This is a genomic window from Citrobacter sp. wls829 (assembly GCF_005280825.1).
In the GTDB taxonomy this organism is placed as follows: Bacteria; Pseudomonadota; Gammaproteobacteria; order Enterobacterales; family Enterobacteriaceae; genus Citrobacter; species Citrobacter gillenii.
In genome coordinates this window covers 1-745 of the sequence record NZ_SZWP01000061.1, presented here as the reverse complement: position 1 = coordinate 745, position 745 = coordinate 1, and the positions used below count along the sequence as shown (strand labels likewise).

The 745-nt window shown below is 49.1% G+C and carries 1 pseudogene; it reads right to left on the bottom strand.

The annotated features are described in order from the left end of the window. Positions 1–272 precede the first annotated feature (272 nt). Positions 273–745, bottom strand: a pseudogene (locus FDW88_RS12335) (IS110-like element IS5075 family transposase); the annotation flags it as partial.

The following is a 745-nucleotide window of genomic DNA, read 5'->3' as shown; positions in this document are numbered from 1 at the left end:
CGTCTCAGAAAACGGAATCTATGGTCACTCCCGTTTTTGCAACACCGATTTTGACGACAAGTTGGCTTGCTTGAATCTATCCGGCGTCTGAATGGGATTTTATTCCCGCGCCTCGATGAGTTCCGCGCCTGATGAACCTCCAGAAAATATACGGCTTCAATGAGCCTTTCCGTTTTACAGGTTCCTCAACAGGCCGGTGGGCCGTTAGTATCATCAATATCAGTATTCGCAAAACCAGATGAATGATTGTTTAAACTGGTGTATTTCTGCCTTTATGCTTCGTAAGTTTGCTGTCGCGCCGTCAGTGCCCAGGCTATTCTGGCCAGCTTGTTTGCCAGAGCACAGGTGACGACAAAGTTGCTTTTCCGACACAACAACTCCCTGACCCAGTCGGCCAACTTGCCAGACTGGTGTTCCAGTTTTTGTATGAATACCCTGGCACACTGAACCAACAAAGTTCGGATCTTTTTGTTGCCCCGCTTGCTAATCCCTAACAATGTCGTCCGACCTCCCGTGCTGTACTGTCGGGGTACCAGCCCTGTTGCCGCCGCAAAGTCACGGCTGCTGGCGTACTGCTTCCCGTCGCCAATCTCAGTTGAAATAGTACTGGCAGTCAGCGTCCCAACGCAGGGAATACTCAGCAAGCGCTGTCCAACCTCATCTTCGTCCAACTTTCGTTTCAACTGAGATTCCAGATCTTTAATCTGCTCAACAAGATAGTGATAATGCTGTTGTAATTTCAGCA